This window comes from Flavobacteriaceae bacterium (assembly GCA_014075215.1).
Lineage (GTDB): Bacteria > Bacteroidota > Bacteroidia > Flavobacteriales > Flavobacteriaceae > Polaribacter.
Window position 1 is genome coordinate 58,114 of sequence record CP046177.1, and the last position, 16,625, is coordinate 74,738.

At 32.3% G+C, this 16,625-nt stretch carries 14 protein-coding genes and 1 pseudogene; 4 read left to right on the forward strand and 11 right to left on the reverse strand.

The features are described 5' to 3' along the window. Positions 1-17 precede the first annotated feature (17 nt). Together GKR88_00340 and GKR88_00345 are read left to right on the forward strand one after the other, a co-directional pair. Positions 18-926, forward strand: coding sequence for a hypothetical protein (locus GKR88_00340; protein ID QMU62868.1), 909 nt, complete (start codon positions 18-20; stop codon positions 924-926). A 14-nt stretch (positions 927-940) separates the two neighbouring features. Further along, positions 941-3,193: a TonB-dependent receptor gene (locus GKR88_00345; protein QMU62869.1), complete on the forward strand. Its 2,253-nt coding sequence runs from the start codon at positions 941-943 to the stop codon at positions 3,191-3,193. A 27-nt stretch (positions 3,194-3,220) separates the two neighbouring features. Here GKR88_00345 and GKR88_00350 read toward each other — a convergent pair whose 3' ends face one another. Together GKR88_00350 and GKR88_00355 are read right to left on the reverse strand one after the other, a co-directional pair. Beyond that, entirely contained in the window at positions 3,221-3,367 is a 147-nt protein-coding gene (locus GKR88_00350) for a hypothetical protein (protein QMU62870.1), read from the reverse strand. An 18-nt stretch (positions 3,368-3,385) separates the two neighbouring features. Beyond that, the gene (locus tag GKR88_00355) at positions 3,386-3,943 is read right to left on the reverse strand and encodes a hypothetical protein (GenBank protein QMU62871.1); all 558 of its coding nucleotides are present in this window, start codon (positions 3,941-3,943) and stop codon (positions 3,386-3,388) included. 106 nt (positions 3,944-4,049) lie between these two features. Between GKR88_00355 and GKR88_00360 the strand changes: the two genes are divergently transcribed. After that, positions 4,050-4,262: a hypothetical protein gene (locus GKR88_00360; protein QMU62872.1), complete on the forward strand. Its 213-nt coding sequence runs from the start codon at positions 4,050-4,052 to the stop codon at positions 4,260-4,262. Positions 4,263-4,314: 52 nt separating this feature from the next. Continuing rightward, positions 4,315-5,256 carry a hypothetical protein gene (locus tag GKR88_00365; protein QMU62873.1) on the forward strand — a complete coding sequence of 314 codons (942 nt, stop codon included), beginning with the start codon at positions 4,315-4,317 and terminating at the stop codon, positions 5,254-5,256. Here GKR88_00365 and GKR88_00370 read toward each other — a convergent pair. The 9 genes and pseudogenes from GKR88_00370 to GKR88_00410 all read right to left on the reverse strand — a co-directional run bounded on the left by GKR88_00370 (position 5,219) and on the right by GKR88_00410 (position 16,623). Beyond that, complete coding sequence (locus GKR88_00370) at positions 5,219-5,671, reverse strand: hypothetical protein (GenBank protein ID QMU62874.1); 453 nt, start codon at positions 5,669-5,671, stop codon at positions 5,219-5,221. The genes GKR88_00365 and GKR88_00370 overlap by 38 nt on opposite strands. A gap of 244 nt (positions 5,672-5,915) precedes the next feature. After that, positions 5,916-7,328 (reverse strand): annotated as a pseudogene (locus GKR88_00375) (IS1182 family transposase). 294 nt (positions 7,329-7,622) lie between these two features. Next, a complete protein-coding gene (locus tag GKR88_00380) occupies positions 7,623-11,264 on the reverse strand; it encodes a type II restriction endonuclease (GenBank protein ID QMU62875.1) in 3,642 nt (1,213 codons plus the stop codon). A 257-nt stretch (positions 11,265-11,521) separates the two neighbouring features. Next, a complete protein-coding gene (locus GKR88_00385; GenBank protein ID QMU62876.1) occupies positions 11,522-11,932 on the reverse strand; it encodes a hypothetical protein in 411 nt (136 codons plus the stop codon). Beyond that, positions 11,922-13,133, reverse strand: coding sequence for an AAA family ATPase (locus tag GKR88_00390; protein QMU62877.1), 1,212 nt, complete (start codon positions 13,131-13,133; stop codon positions 11,922-11,924). The genes GKR88_00385 and GKR88_00390 overlap by 11 nt, the downstream gene beginning before the upstream one ends. Before the next feature lie 353 nt (positions 13,134-13,486). Further along, positions 13,487-13,846 (reverse strand): hypothetical protein, encoded by a 360-nt coding sequence (locus tag GKR88_00395; GenBank protein ID QMU62878.1) that lies wholly within the window; start codon positions 13,844-13,846, stop codon positions 13,487-13,489. A 201-nt stretch (positions 13,847-14,047) separates the two neighbouring features. Beyond that, the gene (locus tag GKR88_00400) at positions 14,048-14,653 is read right to left on the reverse strand and encodes a hypothetical protein (GenBank protein QMU62879.1); all 606 of its coding nucleotides are present in this window, start codon (positions 14,651-14,653) and stop codon (positions 14,048-14,050) included. A gap of 106 nt (positions 14,654-14,759) precedes the next feature. Then, positions 14,760-15,572 (reverse strand): site-specific DNA-methyltransferase, encoded by an 813-nt coding sequence (locus GKR88_00405; GenBank protein ID QMU62880.1) that lies wholly within the window; start codon positions 15,570-15,572, stop codon positions 14,760-14,762. Further along, positions 15,565-16,623, reverse strand: coding sequence for a DNA methylase (locus GKR88_00410; protein ID QMU62881.1), 1,059 nt, complete (start codon positions 16,621-16,623; stop codon positions 15,565-15,567). Before GKR88_00410 ends, GKR88_00405 begins: the two co-directional genes overlap by 8 nt. Positions 16,624-16,625 lie beyond the last annotated feature (2 nt).

Genomic DNA, 16,625 nt, shown 5'->3' on the forward strand with positions numbered 1-16,625 from the left:
TATAATGAACATACATCATGGAAAAAGACAATCAGAATATGATATCAAAATGGCTCAATAATGAATTGTCATCGGAAGAGCTAAAATCTTTAACAGATGTTGAAGAATATAAAGAAATAAGTCGGCTTGATGACACTTTAAAAGGTTTTAAAGCCGATGATTACGATGTTGAAAAAAATCATCGTCTGTTGATGGAGTCCATTAAACAACCTGTAAAAACAAAGGTTATTTATCTACGTCGTATGTATAGGGTAGCTGCCATAATTATTGTGACACTGGGAATATTTTTTATTACTGATTCTCTGAATAAAACACAGCATATTGCTACGCAGATTGGCGAGAAAACCGAATTTACATTACCGGACAAATCACAGGTTTCTTTAAATGCCGGTAGCAGCATCCGGTATGCTGAAAAAGAATGGCCAAATACCAGAAATATTGATCTGGACGGGGAAGCGTTTTTTAAAGTAGCCAAAGGAGAAAAATTTAGCGTTCATACCCTATTGGGCGAAGTAGTGGTTCTGGGAACGGCATTTAATGTATTTGCCCGGGAAAACCTGTTTAGAGTAACTTGCTATGAAGGAAAAGTAAAGGTGGTTTTTAATAATGAAACGGTTTATTTGTCCGAAGAAGAACACTTACAATTTATAAAAACCGACAGCAGTTATACAAAAAAGAAAATAACCATTGATGCGCCCACGTGGTTAGATAATTATAGTACTTTTAGCAGTGTTCCTGTAAAATATGTATTTCAGGAGTTTGAAAATCAATACCACGTAACGGTCAAATCGGATACCATTGATGTATCTCAATTATTTTCAGGCACATTGATTCATGACGATATCGTAGTAGCAGCAAAATCTATTGCCATACCTTTAGGCCTAAAGTTTGAAATAAAGAAAGACGTCATTGTATTTTCAAAATAAAGTTTCAATTAAGAATGAAATATGCTTCTTTGTGTATTATGTATTGCTGTGTACAGCTATCTGTTAGTGCACAAAATACACCTCCTGTTTCGCTGTCAGATGCTTTAGAAAAAATAGAAAAAGAATTTTCTGTAAGCTTTTCGTACGCAGATGAAAATATAAAAAATATTCAATTTTCATTCCCGCAAAAAAAAGTATCTCTGGATGAACTACTTGTAATACTCGCATCTCAAACAAAACTTCTGTTTAAAAAACTAAGCCCTAAAATTATAGCAATAAGTGTAGACGGCCCTTTTTCAGGTGTAATTAACCTCGACATGGTCCTCATTAAAAATTACCTGACCAAAGGAATTCATCAAAAAGTGAACGGGTCAATAGAAATCAAACCCATGTCTGCCGGAATTTTACCCGGATTAACAGAGCCTGATATATTTCATACATTACAAGCACTGCCAGGCATATATAGTGTAGAAGAAAGAATATCCAATATCAATATCAGAGGAGGCACACACGGCCAAAATTTAATTCTTTGGAATAGAATTAAAGTGTACCAGGTCGGGCATTTTTTTGGACTAATCTCCGCATTTAACCCCTATGTAACAGATAAAATCTACGTTTATAAAAATGGAACGAATGCATATCACGGAGGAGGTGTTTCGGGAGTAATTGATATGCAATCTGATTTGAGTAAAGTAAAAAAAGCTTCTGTTAATTTGGGTTTGAATGCATTGCATACTGATATCACAACAACGTTTCCCGTAGCTAAAAAAACAAATTTACAACTATCTTTAAGACGTTCGTTTACCGATTTTTTTAAATCCCCTACCTATAAAGAATATTTACAATATATCATCGTAGATTCTGATCTGAAAAACGAAGTCACGATGAACAATGACAAGTTTGTATTTGTCGATAGTAACATAGGAATTCATCATACATTCTCTGAGAACTCCTCGCTAAAATTTAATGCATTTCACCTCTATAACAAACTCGATTATGAAACCATTTTTAATGGTGCTGCCACCCGGGGAAGCCAATTAAAACAGGAAAGTTTAGGAAGTGCTCTCCACTATAAAAAACGTATTGATAATACGACAATAAACGGTCAAATATATCTTTCTCAGTACCATTTAACGGCTAATGATAATCGTTTTATAACAGCAAACAGGTTACATCAAAACAACCAGGTTCTCGATATTGGTTTTCGCACCGGCAGTACTGTTAAATTAAATGAAAAACTGGAACTCACATCCGGTTATCAGTATAAAAAACTGGTGATTTCCGATCTGGAAATTGTAACGAACCCAACATTTGGAAGAAAAGTAACACAAGAATTGATAACACATGCTGTTTTTGGTACGATAGCCTATTACGAACCTAATAATCTTTATTTCAGATTTGGCATAAGGGCAATATATCACCGTAAATTCTCCAAATCCATCGCAGAGCCCAGGATGAGTGTTTCAAAGAAAATAGGCCCTTTCGTAAAACTCAACATGATGGGGGAATTTAAAAGCCAGACCATTTCTCAAATAACAGATTTGCAAAACGCCTTCTTTGGTATAGAAAAGAGAAGGTGGGTATTGAGCAATAATGCCGATATTCCTATTACTAAAAGCAAGCAATTATCATTTGGGGTACATTATAAGAAAAATGATCTTATGATCGGAGTAAATGCCTTTGTGAAAGAGGTTAACGGAATCAGCTCCCGAAGTCAGGGGTTTCAGAATCAATTACAATTTGTAAATGCGACAGGTAGTTATACAATAAACGGAATAGATTTTCTACTACATAAGAAAATAAATCATTTTGTTTCCTGGATAAACTATACTTACAGTAATAACGTAAATCATTTTAATATAAATACGCAGCAACAAAAGTTTCCGAGCAATTTTGACATTCGGCATAATATAAGTATCTCTAATACCTATACCTTCAACAAAATAAAATTGGCTGCCAAACTAAACTGGCATACCGGAAGGCCTTTTACAGGAATAAATGAGAACACTCCCATCCTCAATAATGAAATAAATTATGCAGCTATTAACAGTAACAACCTAAAGAATTATTTTAGAGTTGATTTTTCGGCAACAAAAGAATTTAAGACAAAGAGATTTCGTACTACTATGGGTATCTCTTTATGGAATCTTTTAAATACAAATAATACCATCAACACTTACTTCATAAAAATAAACGATACCACACTACGTTCGGATGTATCTTCTTTAGGCTTTACGGCAAATATCTTTTTTCGGGTAGTGCTCTGATTATACCAAAATGAATACTAAAGTGGTCTAATACCATTTACTATTTGAAAATACTGCAATAATTTTAGTTAAAAACTCAAAAGCTGTAATGCTTATTATTTTGTGTTCATTAGTAGATTTAATGAGTTGAACTATTTTATTTTCAAGCTGTTCTAAAGAATCATAAATTTTCATAGCCAATGTCGTAGCCAGTTATTTTTTCTTCCATAATTTTTCTCCAGTTTCTTTATCGATAGAAAACATAGTTTGCATAAAAACGTAATTCACTCCTGATATCCGTTTTATTTCAGATGCAGAAATTGGATTGTCTAGAATTTTAAATTTATTAAGCTTCATCGAGTATTCCTCATTAGCATATTTCGGGTTATTTCGATAACTACTTTTGTCAATTTTTCCAGTTGCAATTCCTTTTGCTACTATTCCAGTTCCTGAACGATAAAGAAAAACTTTGTCTCCTTTATTAAAGTGTTCAATTTTGAATTTCCAAGGTTCAAAATATGCAGCAACTTTTTTATTGTCTAACATATCAGTTTCATCCTCTGAACCGTGTTTGATATTTGTGTTTAAAATATAATATCCTTCGTCAATATATTCGTATGGATTTGGACTTTGGCGGTATGTCTCAAAATCAAGAAGAAATTGATTACTAACTTCATAAATTTTGTAAACCCAACTGGAAATATTTACTCCTTGTTCGTCCCAATATTCAATCGCTGCTCTTGTTTTAAAGTCTAGCCCATTTGTTATCAAAATAAACTTTTGTTTTTTGTTGATATCGGTTGGTTTTAGATGGGTGCATAACATTTTGTCGCGAAATAGTTATTTTTAAGGATTAACTTTTAAAAGCGACACCATTATGATTAGCGAAGAGGAATTTTTAGCCCAAGCCAAGAAGCGTTATCAAGCGATAGCAAAATTATCAAACATAAAGAGTTACTATGATTACGAAAAGACTTTTGATCAAATATGGACGGACTATGGTCGAGAGGTTTTAGAGAGAAGTATAAGCGAACCATCTAAAGACAGGCGTAAAAAAAAACTTATCACGTTACGGAAAGATAGAGATTAACAACACTCATCCCTTTAGTGAAAAAGTCAATGGATTTAAGATAAGTCCCTATATGCAAGACAAAATGATTTATATTGGTCAAAACGATTGTTATGGAGATGGTCATGAAGTTTTATCGAATCTTCTAGGTGTTTCAGTCAATGCGATGCAGCTTTACAGAGTCACAGACTTTTATGGTGGTTTATTAGAGCAAGAAAAAGTATTGGAGGTTGATGCCGTTGAACCTGATATTCTTAAGGTAGATAACCAAGAGTGCATATATGCTATGGTCGATGGGTCGATGCTTTTCACTCGGGAAGAGGCTTGGAAAGAAGTAAAATTAGGCAGAATTTTTAAACAGAGTAGCTGTATGGACATATCAAATAAACGTGGATGGATACGCCATTCGTTGTATGAAGCATATTTAGGCAAAGCTGATAAGTTTACAGATAGAATGGATAGATACTTAGGCTGTTACAGGAGTATTGATAAGCGACTGATTTTTGTTGGTGATGGTGCTAGATGGATATGGAAATGGGTAGATCAACATTACCCTTTTGCCACACAAATATTGGATTGGTATCATGCTTTAGAACATTTACACGATTTTGCTAAGGTTTGTCTCTCTAATCAAGAGTCATATAACAGTTGGGTTGGTCAACAGGAGCAACTACTAAAAAACAGTCAAGTAAATCAAGTCATTGAGAATATCAAAAACTTAGAATTGACAAAGCAAAATCAACGTAAACAACAAAGCCAACTTATCACATATTATACCGAAAATAGGTCGCGTATGGACTATCAGCAATATCAAAATACAGGAGCAGGTATTATAGGATCTGGAGCCATAGAAGCAGCTAACAGGGAGGTTGTTCAAAAAAGAATGAAACTCTCTGGACAACGTTGGTCTAAAATTGGAGCTCAAAATATGCTCACATTAAGAACAACTAAACTGAGTGATAAATGGAACAAAGTAGTTAACCTAATCTGTACTGAGAAAAATAAAGCTGCTTAAAACGACAAAATGTTATGCACCCTTTTAGATTTGAATTAAAGCGTGAGTTTAAGGCATTAATTAAACTGTTTTCATTTGGAAAGAATTTAAGAAACAATTCGTTTAAGTCGTCATATTGATATTGTCCATAAATCTGACCATATCGCATAACTTGTAACAAATTCACATCTAGTGATTCCCAAGATTTAAGTTCAAAAATATATAATTCTCCATTTTTATCAATTGCCATTAAATCTGGCTCTTCTTGCCACCTACGAGATTGCATTATTAGTAATAATTCATCTTCAGGAAGAAGTACTTCAAGATTTTCGTAAATCATTTTTTGAAAATCTTCTTCTTTCCAACCAATATCAAATAATTTTAGTCCTTTTCTGCGATTTATTTCATATTGTTTTCTGTTAAGATTAAATATCATTGATAGGTCATTTTAATTGGCTACAACGTCAGTTCGTCTCAAAAGTATATTAAATTATAGTTTAATTTTTCTGAAGCGCTAGAAATTTGCAAAAAGCACTTGCGTTATGATTTTTAATCAAATTCTCAAATCGTTTAGAAAATGACGTTATTGACTCAATACGATCTCTTATTTGCTTAAATATGGCTTTATATAAACTAAAACAGCTTGTTTTCAGGAGTTTCATCAATGCTTTTACACCAATAATATTGATGATCCTTTTTAAATTGTAAGCTGTAGCTATCAATCCAAAGTCAGCCGAAGCTCTATTGATTCCTTTTTTAGTGATAATATGGTCAACTCCCCATTGCCGTTTTATGGTGCCATAGGGATGCGCTACAATTGCCTGTCTTTGTTTATAAGCATTACCACTATTTTTAATACGTTTGGCATTGTTTTCAATGTTTTGTGCGTATTGACTACGTTGCACAATTTTACCATTCACTTTAGCGGTGGTGCATTGTTCACGCATAGGGCAAGATTTACAGGCTTTGGTTTTGTATTGTTTAAATGTATAATTTCTGGTTTTATACCAACTGCCATTACTGGTTAAGGTTTGATTTTCAGGACAGGTGTAGCTATCGTTTTCTTTTTTGTAAGTAAAGTGTTCTACGTTGTAATTAGGGTTAGGTGCTTGACTGCTTCTACCAATACCAGGAATAGCTACAAGAGTGTTAATACCTAAATGATCGGCGACATTAAATTCGCTAGCTGTATGATAGCCTTTGTCATATAGTGCAGTGAAGTTGGTGTGCCTAAGACTGGTCTTTGCACGTCTAAGCATAGTACCCATCGTTTTTTTATCATTGCTATTGGTAATTTTATAATCAATCAGTAATTTGTGTTTGTGATCTACTGTGGTTTGTGCGGTATAGCAAACTTCAGTGATGAGCCTGCGAACAATTTGGTGTCTGCTATCAGGATCAGTGGTTGATATTTGAGGGTTTTCACAAGAGTTGTCATTATCGAGTTGTTGCTTAATATGGTGGTACTTTGCTTTATGTGCCCTGTGGTTTTGGGGTTGCTTTTCGATGAGTTGTTTTTGATTGCTATGATCATCGTATGGTGCATCCCCGTCAGCGTTGGCTAAGGTTTGGTTGTGCTGATCTAACTTTTTATCAATATAAGCTAAATGACGTTCTATTTTCTTTTTATTGTAATTGTTTTTTTTAGAATTTTGAGCCCTTAGTTTGGTAGAATCCCCTGCAATAAGCAAGCCTCCAATTAGGTTAAAGTTTTTGGCTATTGCTACACTTTGTCTAAATACTGGCTTGATTGCTTTGGGATTGTTTTTTCTAAATCGGTTAATGGTGTTGTGGTCAGCTTTGAGATTGCCTAAGAGCCACATGAGTTCTACATTGCGATGACATTCTTTTTCTAAAGCACGTGAAGAACCTATACGGTTCATGTAGCCGTAGATGTATAGTTTGAGTAAATCACAGGGATTATAGGGTGGTTTACCAGTATGTGAGAGCATTTGAAAGCCTAATGCCTTTAGTTCTATAGAATCTACAAATACATCAATAAAGCGAACAGTATTTTCTGAGTCAATTAAATCATCTAAAGCAGTAGGAAAAAAACTGAGCTGATTGCGAGGGATTTTCTTAATATATTCCATAGCTTTAAAATACAACTTTTTAAGAAATCTAAAAAGAAAATTAAACAGAGTTTTGAGACAGTCTGACAGTCTTGTATATGAAAAGTAGCGGATTTTACTCACTAATTTTTGGGTTTTACAATGACCTTTATTTTATTATTTATCTTTTGTTTAAGCACTTAAACCGCTATTTTTTATATACGTTGTTGTGTTTTCGTACTTTATTTTCCATTCTGTTTGTAGCGTTGGCAAAGACAAACTCTTTTGCAATTTTTGGTGTAGTGTTGGCTTGAGCGAATTGCAAATGTGTATGGCTTATGCGGTAGCTTCTTCAATATTCTCTATTTCTTTATCTGTTAGTTTATATATTCTGTAAATTATATTATCAATCTCACTTTCAAATGAACCACTTTCAGCATTATTATTAGAATTTATTAACACATTCACTAGTTCTACTAATTCTTTAGATTCTAGTAATTCTTTTATAAGTGGTAATTTTAGTACATGAATTATTTTAGTTTCAACAAACGTGTTTCCTAATGACGGTGCTATTACTTTTCTAATATAATAATTAGCGAACTTGGAATTCAATAACCCAAGGACAGGAATTAAATTATCAAAACTATTAAAGTCATAATCCTTAAATTGAATTGAAAAAAAATTATTCGAAGCATAGTTTGCATTATCAATAAATGCTTTGAACGGATTACCTGTTCTTGTCAAATATATTTTTGGTTGGTTAAAAATACGTTCATCTCTTAATGAAGCATACTCCTTTTTACTTTTGTCAATAATCTCTTTGCGATAATCTACATACCAACCAAATCTTTTTGAAATATAATTTTCAATTTGGTCACCATTTCTTCCTCCAAGAAACATTGGTTTTTCTTCACCTGTGATTTGTTCTTTAATAAAAAGTTTCTCTCTTATATTACCTGAATGTATACCTTCATGACATTGCAGGTAATCATCTAAAATATCAAAACTTCTTAATTTGTTAAGAATTCCAATGTCTATTGAATTTAAAAGAATATTATATGTATTATCATATTCTTTAAGGATGAAATTATCCTTGTTTGCAAACCATCTTTTTTCGATTACTGAAGAATTTTGGTAGAATCTTGTTGAAATTTCTGTCTCTTCGGAAACTTCTAATTGATTTAAGAACAAAGTACAAACATCATGTTCTACATCTGCAAATGGTCTAATGTCGTCTGGAATTGCTGTGTTTTGATACCAAGATAAGTTGTAGAGGTAATTAGAACATAAAGCTCTAGTTTTTGAGAAGTCTTTTACAAGAATACTATCTGGAAGAATTTGGGTTATTAAATAATTACAAATATTTATAGATAGTCCCATGAAATAAGCGAAAGTGTTAGGTGTAGAACTATCAATATTTTGGTATCTAACTTTTAAGAAAGTTTTTTGCTCTTTTGTCAAAGTAGCACCCCAAGGTGGATTCCCAATTATTGTATCAAATCCAACAAAATCTCCATTATCATATAAAACTTCTGGAAACTCAAAACGCCATTCAAAAGCATCTTCATATATTTTGTTGTTCTTAATTTCTTCAATCATGGTTTCCAATTTTTTAGAATCCGCTGTGAGTTTTTTTAGTTTTTTATTCCAAGCAGTTTTTTCTCTTTTGGTTAACTCAAACATTTGAGTTTGATTGGTCATTCCAAAAATTTCTCCTTGTAATTTCTTTAGTTTCTTAACTTTTGGGTCGTTTAGTGATATTTCACTTCTAAAGTCGTTTTTAATATCGTCAATGAGTTTTTCCATTGCTCGCTTTTGCTCTTTGTTTTGAGCATTACGATACGTGTCAACTGCAATTCTATAACTGTCAATAGTCCATTTACTACTTTTTAGTGCTTTTTTAAGGTCAGAATCTAATTCGAAGCGACTAATAAGTGAGTTTCCACATTTTATATTAATATCAATGTTTGGAAGTGTTTCTAATTCGCTTTCATTTTTGTAATAAGCATTTTTAAGTAGTTCTATCCAAAGACGTAAGCGACAGATTTTTACAGAATTTGGGTTAATATCTACACCAAATAAACAGTTTTCAATGATGGTTTGCTTTTCGTGGAATAGAGCTTCTTGTATTCGTTGACTTTCTTTATTCGTTGGATTGTATTCAAATAATTCTCCATCTTCATCAGTCACAATTAATTCATCATTAACAACTTCAAATTGGTATTCTTTTAGCCTTTTTCCATCTCTGTCTTGTAAAATTTTCAAGTCGTTTTTAATGGAAATCATTTCATTAAGTGCAGAAACTAAAAAGTGTCCTGAACCAACTGCTGGGTCACAAATTTTAAGACTGTTTATAATATCGTTTGCTTCTTGTCTGTCTTCAATTTTATCGTAAAGAGAATCTATGTCTTTACAGTTCCAATCTTTGGTTTCGTTGAATTTTTGAATAACCGCTTTTCTAATGGTTTCACGACACATATACATTGTGATAAAACCTGGCGTAAAGAACGAGCCATCTTTGTAACCATTGATTTTCTCGAAAATTAGACCGAGAACAGAAGCGTTAATTAAGGTTTTATTGTCTTCTTGAATTTCCTCTTTTCCTTCACTACTAAAGTCGTAAGCATTTAAAAATTCAAATAGATACTCCAGAGTGCTTAAATTTCCTGTTCGTTTTTTTCCGCTTTCACTTTTTAAAACAGTTGAGAAATAAATTGGAATAGTTTTATCATCTCGCAAATTGCTAATAAATAAAGTTCCGTGTTCAATTCCTGTTGGTTCAAAAAGTGAACTGTTCAAGTAAGGAACTTTTGCAAAAAGCTCTGTTACATCTTCGTTCCTTTCTGATTGTTGTTTAGCTAAAACTTGAAAGAAAAGACTGTTTAAATCATCATAGTTTTGAATTTTATCGATACTTAAAAATTCATAGAATTTGTCTCCTTTATGATAGGTTTTTAGTTGAGCTTCTAAAAGTTTAAGAAACAAAACTCTGTTAATCCAAGTGATACTTAATTCAAGACCAACATTAAATAAACGTTCTTCTTGAGTTGTTCCAAAATGACTTGGATTGTCAAGTCTATTTATTTTGTCTAAACTGTCAAGTTGTATAATTGCGTTTTCGAGAAATGAACCTGTGTTCCTTTCGCCTTTTTTGTTTCGTTCTATTAATTTTTTACTTCCTTCTTTGGTTTCCGAAAGTCCAATAATATGCAGTAATTCTCCGTAGAATCTTTTATCAAGACTATTGCTGTCATTGGCAAACGGTAGTTTTAATAAATGCTCTGGTGAGAGTAATTTAAAAAGTGAAATAAGGTTGTTGTCGTCTTTTAGATTGTCATTACGAAGTGGTTTTTCGTATTCTCGAATATCGAAAAAGGTAAATTCAATATCGTTCTTTAATCCATTGACAAAAGGCTCTGCAATTTCCTTGTAGAAAAAATCAGTTGTTTTTCCTGCTAATCTTCCATTTTCAAAATCGTTGAATTGTTTAACCAATCCTTTGTTTTGAGCAAACTGTTTTTCAAATACGTTGGAATCAAAAATGAACCATTCGTTAATGTTTGTTGCAACTAAATATTTTATTTCAAGATTTTTGTGAGTAATTCGTTCTCTTAAATAATAGAGAACCAATTCTTGAAATGCTTTGACATTGATTTTTTCCTTTGTCAGCATTTCCGATTTGTTGGTCGGCTTTTTTGCCTCAATGATTACTCCAACTGTACTTATTGATTTATTTCCGTTGTGGATTACAAGGTCATTTCTTCCTTTTGTGTTTATGAAATGGTTGTTCTTGTAATAAGTATCTTTTAAAAAGTCAGAAACTAGGTTCTTGTGAAATTCTTCAGATTCAGTATCGTTTGTTCGGTCGAGTAGTTCAATCAAATTCGTCTTGAAATTTTCAATTTCCGTTCTGTTCGGTTTTATTTTTAAAAAGGCTTTATTTATTGCCTTTCGTGGTTTCAAGATTTTTAATTCCATTTAATGTATTCTATTTTTCAGTAGGTCAATTTAATTCTTTATTCTCAATATCATTCGAGTGTTGGCAAAAACAGCTCTTTTGGTTTTTCAGCGTTGGCTTTCGTGTCGGCAAAAACCAAATGTGCTGTTTGTGCGGCTGGTTTTTTTCAGTATGAAACACAACGGTTAATGTATGGTGTCGTAGCATCCTGCAAGGTGCTATGCACTATACATATTGTTGTGTTTTCGTGTTTTTAGGTGTTTTTCAGTTCTGTTGGTCAAAAGTCATGTTCTTTGTCCAAAAATATAATGTAAAAAATATCGTCCTCAATAAAACCTGCAACAACTTCTTTACTCTTGGTCGTAATATGCATTGTTGTCCATGTGTCCACTGTTATATGTTTTGGCTCTTTTAAGTTTGAATTTGGAGGAAATCCGACTTTTGTATATTGTTTTAAACAGCCATTATGGTACGCTTCTGTAACAGAAAATTGTCCAACAAATTTCATACGTGTATTTAATAGACCTAAAAGACCAAGTTCATCCCACTGTTCAATTGTTTGACCTTGAGTAGTAATATGTTTTGTTAAGCTAAAAGATAATTTTCTCTGCTTTTTTTCTTGAGCCTTTCTCTTACCTTGTTCTCTAAGGTATGCAGGATCTTTTCTGTTATTTCTTTTAGGACTCATAAAGCAAGTTTGTTAGGTTGTCAGAAATTTCAAGAGTTTCAGCTGCTCCAAAAATATTTTTTAAATACTTTTTGTCAAATGCAGAATCGTTTCTAACAGTTTTTGCGTCAAAGTCAGATAAAGAATATAATTCTGAAGCTCCAAATTGGTCTTTTTCTACAAACCATATTTGATCTCTTCTATAAATACTTTTATCTAAAAGATTAGTGTCATGCCCTGAAATTATTATTTGTGCATTTCTTTTATTGTGTTTATGAAATAAGTCAATAAGTTTTTTTGATAAGTTGGGATGGAGTTTAGAATCGAATTCATCAACAAATAGGATTCTACCATTTCTTAATGTATGATAAATAGGTCCTAAAATGTGTATTAATTTTTTAGTTCCTTCAGATTCATTAGTAGCTTTAAAAGGAATAGCATCAATCAATAAATTGTTACTATCAAATTTATTGTGATATGTTATTATCTCTCCGTCCTTTTCTCCTGCTTCTATGTTAGATATTTCTAAATATTTTAATACAGAAGCTGCCCATTTTTTAAAGGTTGAATCTTTCTCTAATAGTTTTGCTGTGAATTTATCATAATATCTTTCATGTAAACCACTAATAGTGTTAACATTTGAAAACCATTGAAATATTCTTTTCGATATTTTCTGATTATTTTGAGCTAAGTGACTTAAGAGTAAAACATTTGAATTGACTTCTGATTTGAATTTATTTCCTTCTTCAAAGGATTCACCATTTATATCATATTTGTCAATTTCCCTTTTGAATAAATAAACTTCTCTATCTTTTTTTCGAGATAACCATTCTTTTTTTATCTCATATCCATTGATTTCAAAACCGTATTTGTATATATAATCATCTAAAAGGAACGAAACCTCATACATAGTATTTTCGGTTTCACATTCTGAATTTAATTTGAATTGATAATCCTGTTCAGGCTTTTCATCATCTTTTTTTAGAGAATTACTGTATGAATTAAACAGCACCCTGCTCATAGTATTCATAACACTCATGAAGTTACTTTTACCACTACCGTTTGCTCCGTATATAGCCGCTGATTTTAAAAGGTCAAACTCTCTTTCAGTAGAAATTATGTTTTCTTCAAGGTGTTCTTTGAATGACATTACATTTGTCATTGAGAAAACTGTTTCATCTTTGAATGAAAGAAAGTTCTTAAATTTTAATTCGATTAACATAATTATCTTTTTATGGACTGCAAAGATATGGGGTTAAATTGGTTTATTACTATTTTTTGGTAATAAAATTAAATAACGCATTTTGAAATATGTAGATTTTACATGAAACACAACGGTCTAGTATAAGAATAGTAGCGGATTTTACGCACTAATTTTTCGGATAAGCACAGACCGTTTTTTATGTTACCTACTTTCGTTTTAGCGATTAAACCGCTATTATTTTTATACAATGTTAGCTGCTGGCTTTTTTCGCAAACTTGCTAGCGGTGGCAAAGACATACTCTTTTGCAATTTTTGGCTTGTGTGTTGGCTGAAGCGAATTGCAAATGTGTATGGCTTTAAGCGTTGGCATTTCACACGAAAGATAATGGTTCGAAACCAACATCTTCATTTGAGACAGAATCATATATTTTAAATACCCCTTCCTGTAACCAAACTACCTTAATGTTTTCTGCTGAACAAAATTCGATTAAACTGTCTTGAGGCTTTTGAGAGTAAACTAAAAATTCTTTTATATCCTCATATTCCATTTGTCTATTGACAATAGAGAATTTATAATATTTAAGTTGTCCAACACCTTTAATTGTCTGCTTTTCTTGGTCAGACATTGAGTTCAAAATAGTTTTGATTTCAAAAACTAAAGCAGTTTCTCCTAATGTCGATAAGCAATCAAATTTTCCTTCGTAAAGTTCAAATTCTCTTTCCTCACACAATAATCCAAGCTGTCTTACAATTTGTTGATGTTCAGCTAAACGTTCTTGGCGTATTCTTATTGATTCGGTATAATCAATACTAACAGATGAAATTGTATTAAAAATTGGGTCTACTGCAATTGTACCGGAAGTTACAGGTCTATATTGTGAATAGGGAACTCCTTCTAGATTCGTTCTGTCAGTCGGGATTTCAGTTGAAATTTAATCTTCGGTTACAATTATTTGTCCGATTGGATAAGTGTTATTTCCACGTCTTTCAATATCTCCAAGTTGTTCTGCTAAAGATGGAAGTATTTTAACTGCGTTTCTCGCTTTATGTATAGTTAGATTAAGTTCTTCTCGAATTCCTTCAAAAGTTGAATTAGATAGACTTAGGACTCTTTGGTATTCTTCAATCGAATCATTTTCTGCATCAAGAGCTAACATTAATTTTTTAGTCTCTAATCCTGGATTATCTTGAACTAGTTTCAGTAAAATTCTATACGGATGACTAATTTCTCCATCGTTTCCTTCAACACCCATTCGAAGCAAAGAGTCACGCCATAGGGTAAGTCGAATATTTTCGGAATCAGTTGATAAAAGTAAAATTGCAAAAGGACTTAAATATGCTGACTTGTCGTCAGCTACGGTCAATAATCCTAACAATTCGAAGAATCTCCTAGTTTCTCTACCTGCCGTATAGTAACCTCTATTTGCAGGTGTTTTTTCGCTCTGCTCCCCTAGATATTCTTCAATTGTTTGTTCTGGTGTGTTTGGGAAAATTACCTGATTGCGAAGCAGTCTTTCTCCAAGATTTTCATCTCTCAATGGGATTTCTTCTTCAATAATGGTCTTTGACCGTTACTAAAGCTCGGTAGAACTTATCTATTTGGACGAATTGATGTGGAATGTTCTTCATTAATATTCAAAGAAATTAAACTTCTGCTAAGATACCATTTGCGTTAATTTCTATCTCAATATGATTATCGATGGTTATTTCTTTTAGTCGATTATTGGCGATTTTGATATAATCTCTATTCTTTTCGAAACCAATAAAATTTCTATTATTTTTTTTGGCACTTACACACTCACTACCAGAGCCACCAAAAGGAACAAGTACTAAATCATTTACATTTGAAAAGTGATTTATTATTCTGTCGCAGATGGCTAATGGTTTTTGTGTTGGATGGTCAACTTTTTCGTCTGCAAAGCGTCTGCCTGCTAAAACAGGTATATTCCAAACATCTCCAGCGTGTTTACCATCTGGATGTGGTGTCCAGACCTTGCCGTTTTTTGTTATCTTATTTTTTAGTCTTTCCGTACTTTTATATGGTTCCCTTATTTGGTGATAAGTGTAGTTGTCTGTTTTTGAAAACCAAAGGATTGGTTCATAATTTGCCGAAGGCGAATTTTTGTAACCTGAAAAACTGTTTTCATAATGCCATATTATTTGCCTTCTATACTTCAAATCTTTTTGATAAAGATGAACGTGAAGATGGCATAAGTAGTGATGTATGCCATAAATAAAAATTGAGCCTGTGGGCTTTAATTTTGTAATAGCAATATCTAGCCATTTTTTAGACCATTTAAGCCAACCATCTACATCATTCCAATTGTTAGTTGATTTCCCAAAATCTTTGTTCAAATTGTATGGTGGGTCAGCTATTATTAAATCAATTGACTCATTATCTAACTTCTGCATTTGTTTAATACAGTCTCCATAATATATTTTGTTTATCTCAATCATCTTTCTTGATATTTTGGAAAATTAAAACGTTTTGATGATGCATATTAGGGACGAATGAAAAAGGATAACCATAAGGATAAATGCTTTTGTGTCTTTGGTATAAAATTTTAATTCCTTTTAACACAAAATTTCCTTTTTTCTCTAAAGCATTCGCTAAATCAGCGTGAAAAGTGTAGTATTTTTCTTTTTTTCTAAAGTCGCTTACTATCACACACATATACTTTCCAGACTTTAACGGTCTTGAGCAGTCGTTGAAAAATTTCGCAAGTGTTGAAAGAAATTTGTCATAATCTTCAATATTTGCCAAATCTTCATTATTCTCACTATACTTATAGTCTAAATCATTGTCAATTCTCTCTTTTCCTTTATGGTCAACAGTTTCTAAAATATTCCAATATGGTGGACTTGTTGCAATAAAGTCAATCTCATTTATTTTGAACTTTTTGATTTCTTTTTGACTATTTCCATTTATTAAATTTTGCTTGGTTTTTAATGGAAAATCGTCAGGAACTTCTTGCTCAATTCGTTGTAAACCCAAATCGTGGTATTTAGGATTTAACTCAATACCGAAACCAATTCTATTATTAAACGCACAAGCCTTTACGGTTGATGCAACTCCAGAAAATGGGTCAAGAACTTTGTCATTTTCTTTAGAAAAGAACTGAATCAGTCTACCAACATCTTGAAAAGAAAAAGGTGCAGGATGCTGTTTTTCTATTTGTGTGTCTTTATTTCCAGCTCCTAATCCTTTCTGACTGAATACTGTAATAGTTTCAGGCAACCATTCTTTTGCCGTCAAATCATTTAGTCCATTATTTAGCGTAAAAGCTGATTTTTCGTTTGGAAATAGAATTGCGTTGGCTTTTTCTACATCTCCTTTCGAGTGAAATAATGCAACTTTCTCCCAATCCTCAATAAATCTATTGGGAATCCTCAACTCAACTCTATTTTCAAAAATTTTGTTCAGTTTGCTTTTTGCAAGTTTATTCTGTTTAGTTTCTTCAACTGGAACAACCTCTTTTCTTTCTTTTTTATATAGTTGATATTTCATCA